This is a genomic window from Pseudomonas sp. (assembly GCF_035277045.1).
Classification (GTDB): Bacteria; Pseudomonadota; Gammaproteobacteria; order Pseudomonadales; family Pseudomonadaceae; genus Aquipseudomonas.
In genome coordinates this window covers 1-6277 of the sequence record NZ_DATELE010000061.1, presented here as the reverse complement: position 1 = coordinate 6277, position 6277 = coordinate 1, and the positions used below count along the sequence as shown (strand labels likewise).

General features: G+C 61.8%; 4 protein-coding genes. 3 read left to right on the top strand and 1 reads right to left on the bottom strand.

Annotated features, from left to right (window positions below):
* Together VJS90_RS02800 and VJS90_RS02795 are read left to right on the top strand one after the other, a co-directional pair.
* Positions 1–440, top strand: a 440-nt coding sequence (locus VJS90_RS02800) for a response regulator transcription factor (RefSeq protein ID WP_324118879.1), incomplete at its 5' end; no start/stop codon positions are given.
* Between the two features lie 25 nt (positions 441–465).
* A complete protein-coding gene (locus VJS90_RS02795) occupies positions 466–1809 on the top strand; it encodes an ATP-binding protein (RefSeq protein ID WP_324118880.1) in 1344 nt (447 codons plus the stop codon).
* 4 nt (positions 1810–1813) lie between these two features.
* On the opposite strand, the gene VJS90_RS02790 is transcribed toward VJS90_RS02795, so the two are convergent.
* A complete protein-coding gene (locus tag VJS90_RS02790) occupies positions 1814–3775 on the bottom strand; it encodes a TonB-dependent receptor domain-containing protein (RefSeq protein ID WP_324118877.1) in 1962 nt (653 codons plus the stop codon).
* A gap of 185 nt (positions 3776–3960) precedes the next feature.
* Between VJS90_RS02790 and VJS90_RS02785 the strand changes: the two genes are divergently transcribed.
* Positions 3961–5844 (top strand): S-type pyocin domain-containing protein, encoded by a 1884-nt coding sequence (locus VJS90_RS02785; RefSeq protein ID WP_324118875.1) that lies wholly within the window; start codon positions 3961–3963, stop codon positions 5842–5844.
* The last annotated feature ends 433 nt before the right edge of the window (positions 5845–6277 follow it).

The window sequence follows — 6277 nt, the reverse complement described above, 5'->3', positions numbered from 1 at the left end:
TGACCAAACCCTTCGAACCACGCGAGCTGGTCGCCCGCCTGCACAGCGTGCTGCGCCGGCACAGTGCGACCCAGGCGCGGCTGCAGGCCACCCGCGATACGCCACAAGCCCCCCAGACGCCCGGCCGCTACCTGTTCGCCGGCTGGCAGTACTGCGCCAGCAGCGCGACCTTGAGCCGTGACAGCGCGGCGCCGATACGCCTGAGCACCGCCGAGGGCAAGCTGTTGCATGTGCTGCTCGAACATCCCCACAGCGCCCTGAGCCGCCAGCGCCTGGTCGACCTGACCGCCGCCCACGACAGCGACATCAGCGAGCGCGCCATCGACCGGCAGGTGAGCCGTCTGCGCCGCAAACTGGCCGTCGACCCCCAGGCCCCGGAACTGCTGCGTACCCTGTGGGGCAGCGGCTACGTGCTGGCGGCCGACGTGCGGCATGAATAGCCTGCGCAGGCTCTGGCCGCGACGCCTGCTGCACCAGTTGAGCCTGTTGCTATGCCTGGCCCTGCTGGCCTCGCACCTGATCGGCATACTGTTGCTGCACCGCCACGGCAGCCTGCTGCATCCGCTGTCGCGCAACGCCAGCCTCGAGCGCCTGGCCACCGCCTTCCACACCGCCCGCGACCTGCACGCCAGCCAGGCCAGCACCTTGCTGATGCACATGGGCAATAGCGAGACGCGCTTCTGGATCGATACCCAGCCCGAGGTCGAGCCCTTCCAGCCGCGCGCCGAGGAGCGCCGCCTGGCGCGCGACCTGCGTGCCCGGCTGCAGCTGCCGGCCGACGCGGGTGTCACGCTGCAACTGGAACGGGTCAGTGGTGTCGATGCCCGCAGCCACCTGCTCAGCCCTGCCGGCTGGGCGCCGCTGCGCCTGCGCAGCAGCCTGGACCTGGGCGACGGCCGCTTCCTCAATGCCGTGCAGCACCCCAGCGGCGCCTACCGGTGGACCAGCGTGCTCGCCTTCAGCCTGCCGATGACCACCCTGCCGGTACTGCTGGTGGTGATCTTCTGCATCAGCCGGGTGGTGCGTCCCGTCAAGTCCCTGGCCCAGGCCAGCGAACGGGTGAGCCGCGGCGAGTGGATTGCCCCGCTGCCGCTCCAGGGCCCGCAGGAAGCCCGCGAGCTGACCCACGCCTTCAACACCATGCAGGCCAATCTGGCCCGCCACGTCGAAGGCCGCACGCGCCTGCTCGCGGCGATCAGCCATGACCTCAACACGCCGCTTACCGAGCTGCGCCTGCAGGTGGAACTGCTCGACCCTGGCGCTGCCCGCGACGACATGCTCGAAAGCCTCGACGAGCTGTCGGCGATGGTCCGCGAGACACTGGACTTTGTCCGCGGCGATGCCGTGCAGGAGCCCACCCGGCGGATCGCCCTGAATGGCCTGCTGGACGATCTCGCGCGGCGCTATCGCTTGCTGCAACAGCCCCTCGAGTGGTCTGGCGCCGCGCCGGTGATGCTCAGTTGCCGGCCGCTGGCGCTCAAGCGCGCCCTGACCAACCTGATCGACAACGCGCTGACCCACGGCGGCGCCACGCGACTGAGCCTGTTCGAGGACGTAGGCCAGGTGCGACTGGAGATTCTCGACCAAGGGGACGGGCTGCCGGAGGCATGGTTGAGCAAGGTGTTCGAACCCTTCGTGCAGCTGGGCCGTGGGGGCGCCGATGCCCGCAACGGTGGCGGGCTCGGACTGGGACTGGCGATTGCCAGGGCCTGCATCCAGGCCCATGGCGGCGAGCTGGTCCTGGAGAACCGCCCGCCAGCCGGGTTGTGCGCGGTGGTACGACTGCCCGCCGCGCTGGCCTGGCACTGACCACTCAGAAGTTGTAGGTCGCGCCCATCCACAGCGTGCGGCCGTAGTTCACCGTGCCGTAGGTCTCGTCGTCCAGGCGCTTGTCGGTGAGGTTGTTGAGCGAGGCATTGAGAGTCAGGGCATCGGTAATGTCATAGGAGCCGCCGATATCCGCCGTGGTGTAGCCCGGTGCCGCCTCGGACGTGAGGGTGTTGCCGGTCTCTTCGCCGTAGTAGCTGACGGATGCCCATGCCTGGGCACGGTCGTTCACACGCCATTCGCCACGCAGGTTGGCTTTCTGCTTGGGCGTCAGGGCCAGCGGGGCACCGGCGTTGGCACCCGACTTCTGCTCCGAATCGGTGTAGGTGTAGTTGGCCCGGACCAGCACAGCATCATTGATGTCCCACTGGCCGGTCAGCTCCGCGCCACGGATGACCGCCTTGTCGACGTTGACCCGGTCCATCACGATGTAGCCGTTCCACAGCCGGTCGGTGGTGACGGTGGACAGTTTGTCCTTGAAGTCGTTGTAGAACAGGGTGACACCGGCCGACAGGTCGTTGCGGTTCGACCACAGGGCCGACATTTCATAGTTGGTGCTGGTTTCCGGCTTGAGGTCCGGGTTACCCAGCATCACGAAACGATTGCGGCGCAGGTAGGCGTAGCCTTCGACCACCGCGCGCAGCTCCGGGGTCTTGAATCCGCGGGCGACACCGCCCTTGAAGGTCCACTGGTCAGTGGCGCGCCACACGCCGTACACGCGCGGACTGATGTGGTTGCCATATTCCTCGTGATTGTCCAGGCGCAGGCCGCCGGTCAGGGCGAAGTTGTCGGTGACCGACCATTCGTTTTCGGCGAACAGCGCTTTCTGCTTGACCGAGAACTTGTAGTCCACCCGGTCGCCCAGGCCCTGGTTCCAGTCGGTGATCTGGTTCTCCTGCCACTGCAGGCCGACCGTGCTGACGTTGTGCGCGGTGGGCACCACCAGCTTGGCATCCAGCACCCGGTTACGAATTTCAGGCTTGCGCCCATAGATGTCGGTCTGGTCCGGCGTCGCCTTGCCTTCGCGGCTGGTGGTTTCCTGGTACAGGGCCACGTCGGAGGTGGCCCAGCCCCAGCGCCCCTGGTGCGACAGGGAAAAATGATCGCGGTTGTTTTCCTGCTCGCGGGTGGACCAGTTGCTGCTCAGACCATCGCCATTCTTCAGGCGCGTGGCACCCGCCTCCAGCAGGATGTCGTGGTCGATCGTCGGGGTGAACGACAGCCGCGCCGTCAGGTCGCGGTGGTCGGCCTTGCTGTGGCCGTTGGTCAGCTCCAGGTCATCGTCGGCCTGGCGGTTCAGGAAGCGTCCCCACACCTGCAGGCCCAGCAGGTCCTCGCGCAGCGGCCCGTTCAGGTAGAAGGTGGTCTGCCCCGCATTGCCCTCGTCGCTGTGCTGGCGCAGCGAGTAGTCGTAGCCGATCGAGCCGCCCCACTCTGGCGACACCTTGCGGGTGATGACGTTGATCACCCCACCGATGGCATCCGAGCCATACAGCGACGACATCGGCCCGCGCACCACCTCGATCCGCTCGATGGCCGCGGCAGGCGGCACGAAGCTCTGCTCGTAGCCCGAGTTGCCGTTGACCCGCGACTCGCGCGCGCTCTGGCGCTTGCCATCGACCAGGATCAGTGTGTAGTCGCCCGGCATGCCGCGGATCGAGATGTCCTGTTCGTTGGTGCCACCGTTGACCGTGACCCCCTCCACATCACGCACCGCATCGCCCAGGTCGCGGTACGACTTGCGGCGCAGCTCCTCGCCCTCGATCACCGTGATGGACGCCGGCGCATCCTCGACCCGCTGCTCGAAGCCCGCGGCGGTGACGACCATGTCATCGAGCGTGAGCGGCACGGGCTGCACGGCCTCGACCGTGGTTTGCGCGTGCGCGGCGCCGGCCAGCAGAGCGGCCAATGTGGATGAGCAGCGAAGGATGCGACGTGTTGCGGGCATGCGGGGGATCCTGTGGATTCGATGTAAAAGAGAATCCTAATCAGGTGCATTCGTGGAGATGGGACAAATTGTGACAGCTCGTTTGCAAGACGAGGGGAATCGGTTCGCTCTGCAAGGGTGCACCGGATCGAACGACTCTTCAGCCTCCACATCGTTAATTGCCAAACGACGCCATGGAGGCCTCGATGCAACAAAATGTCGTATTTCTAGACTATACGCATGTCATCGCCACACCCTATCTCGACTTTCCCATACCGCCACTGTTCCCCTTCAATTTACCGCACTGGCCTTATCTGGGAGGCGCAGGCTTTCCACCCAATTTTCCGGAACCTGCGCAACCCGCCGCACCAGGCCCCATCGAAATTGCCGATGAGATAAAGGAGCGGACACGAGCCTCCCGGTTTCCTCAGGCGATTGATCTTTCCGCAGGTGTTGAAGCTGAAATAGAACTTCACGCGACACAAAACCCAGGCAGCAAGCCTGTCGAAGTCCGAAGAAAGGAGGCAGTTGACGAATTATTCCTGATTAAGTACCACCAATCAATGAATCAGGACGCTCTTGCCAAGGCCCTGCTCGGCCATGACCCACTTTCTAAAACTACAGCCACTAATGTCGCTCGCTATGAGGAACTCTATGGCAGTACCACGCTAGACAATGAATCATTCAAAAACAGGCTTGAGGCAAGTTACAGCGCGGCCTGGGCTCGCGCGCAACTAACCTTGGATGCTTATTTGTTATACATCAAGGCATTCGACGTTTCGCATGAACAACTGATATTGGGAAGGGTCGCCAACGCCTCTCCTGACGAAATCCGCAAGCGAGTCCGTGAACGAATAGTTGCAGAAGCCGCCGCCAAAGCCGAGGCCGAACGTATCGCCGCAGAAGCCGCCGCCAAGGCTGAAGCCGAACGCATCGCCGCCGAAAACGTCGCTATCGCAACGCGGGCGGGTCAGGCAGTTAGGGTTTTCAACAATGGCGCGAATGTTCAATTAGGAACTGCTGCTGGCGCGATAACGTTGGCCTCGGCTTCTGGCCTTACTCTAGAGGCTGCATTTCAGAGTGGCTTGAATGCTCTCAAGGGGGCAGCTGGCGTTGTAATCGACCGCGCACTGGGAGTTGGCATAGGCGCCTTCTTCTATTCTCCAATGCTTGGAAACGGAGAGCTTTCTCCAGAATCAGCACTGAGCATGCCGCTGGGCCACCTGCTCCCCGAAGTGCCGGCCGACCTGAACGAGATTGCCGCTAAACAAGGCCAGATTTCGCTTCCATATCGGATCCATGGTAGCCGTCAGGGCTACACACTCGTGGCCACTCCGGCTTCAGGCCTGGTTGACTCGAAAATACCCGTGCGCGCCGTGAGCTTCGAGCCAACCACGAACAGCTACATATCTTCCTCGCCACATACACTGCCGATCCGCCTTACTTTTCCTGCCACGAAACCTGGCGACAGCTCGACGACCACCCCTGGCCAGCCCATCTCCCCCCAGCCTTACACGGGGGTAGTCCTTACCCCCTTAGCTGCGAAACCTGAAGCGCTGCCGATCGCAGAGCCGCTGGACTTCCGAGATTGTATCTATTGTTTTCCGGTCGATAGCGGCCTTGCGCCGATTTACATAGTATTCAGCAATGCGTATGAAGGCGCTACGACGCGAGGAGAATACAGTGGTCGTTTGTACAATCCTGAAAAGGCCGGAGGGCCAACCCTAGATCTTGATTGGACAAGTGCCGCCGTCACCCAGGCGGGGATCGATTTGGTCAGACTGCATACCTCGCGCTTCAGACCGTCCGACGCCAATGAGATCATGATTGAACGACTGGAAAAAATAGTTCGAGGAGATATTCTCTTCACAGATGTAGACAAGCGATTCTACACACATGAACTTCGCGAGCTCGAGCGGTTTCGAGCTTTAGGCATACCCGATGGTTTCCTGAACGAAGACAGCCCGGACTGGAATAATACACATACCGCCACCCTCGAAGATTACAAGCTCGTAGATGCATTCGACTTGTTCTATACCCCGGATGCTATTGAAGCCGACGACAAGCAAATTGAGCGAGAACAGATATGAACACGATCAATGATGTAGTTCAGAATGAAAACCCTAGAGACGCCCTGCTCTTTATTGCAAGGAAAAGCAGTGGAATCTCCCTACCCCAAGTTGACCGACTATACCAAAAGAACAACTGGATTCACGTAGGCGACAACTTGGGGCTAATGAATGTCATTCGACAAATGGTCGACGAAGGACTAATCACTAGTGATAACTGCAATATATTTAGAGGACCGCAATGGAAAGAGCCCCAGTTTATGACTGAGAAAAAGTACACGTTTGACCAGTAGGCGATTGGGGAAGTGCATCAGAGCGAGGAAAAGCAACAGCCTATCCTCACCTAACATAACCTCGTTTCGACTTGGAGAAAGCCTCAGTGCCCGGCGCAGACGAGCACTGAGGGGGAGGCGGCGTTGTGCCGGGATCGGGCGCGCAGCGGCCGTGGAGGCTG

What these genes read in the sequence shown, in the direction of transcription:
- VJS90_RS02790 (WP_324118877.1), bottom strand. Translation starts at nt 3,775, where the DNA reads ATGCCCGCAACACGTCGCATCCTTCGCTGCTCATCCACATTGGCCGCT.
- VJS90_RS02785 (WP_324118875.1), top strand. Translation starts at nt 3,961, where the DNA reads ATGCAACAAAATGTCGTATTTCTAGACTATACGCATGTCATCGCCACA.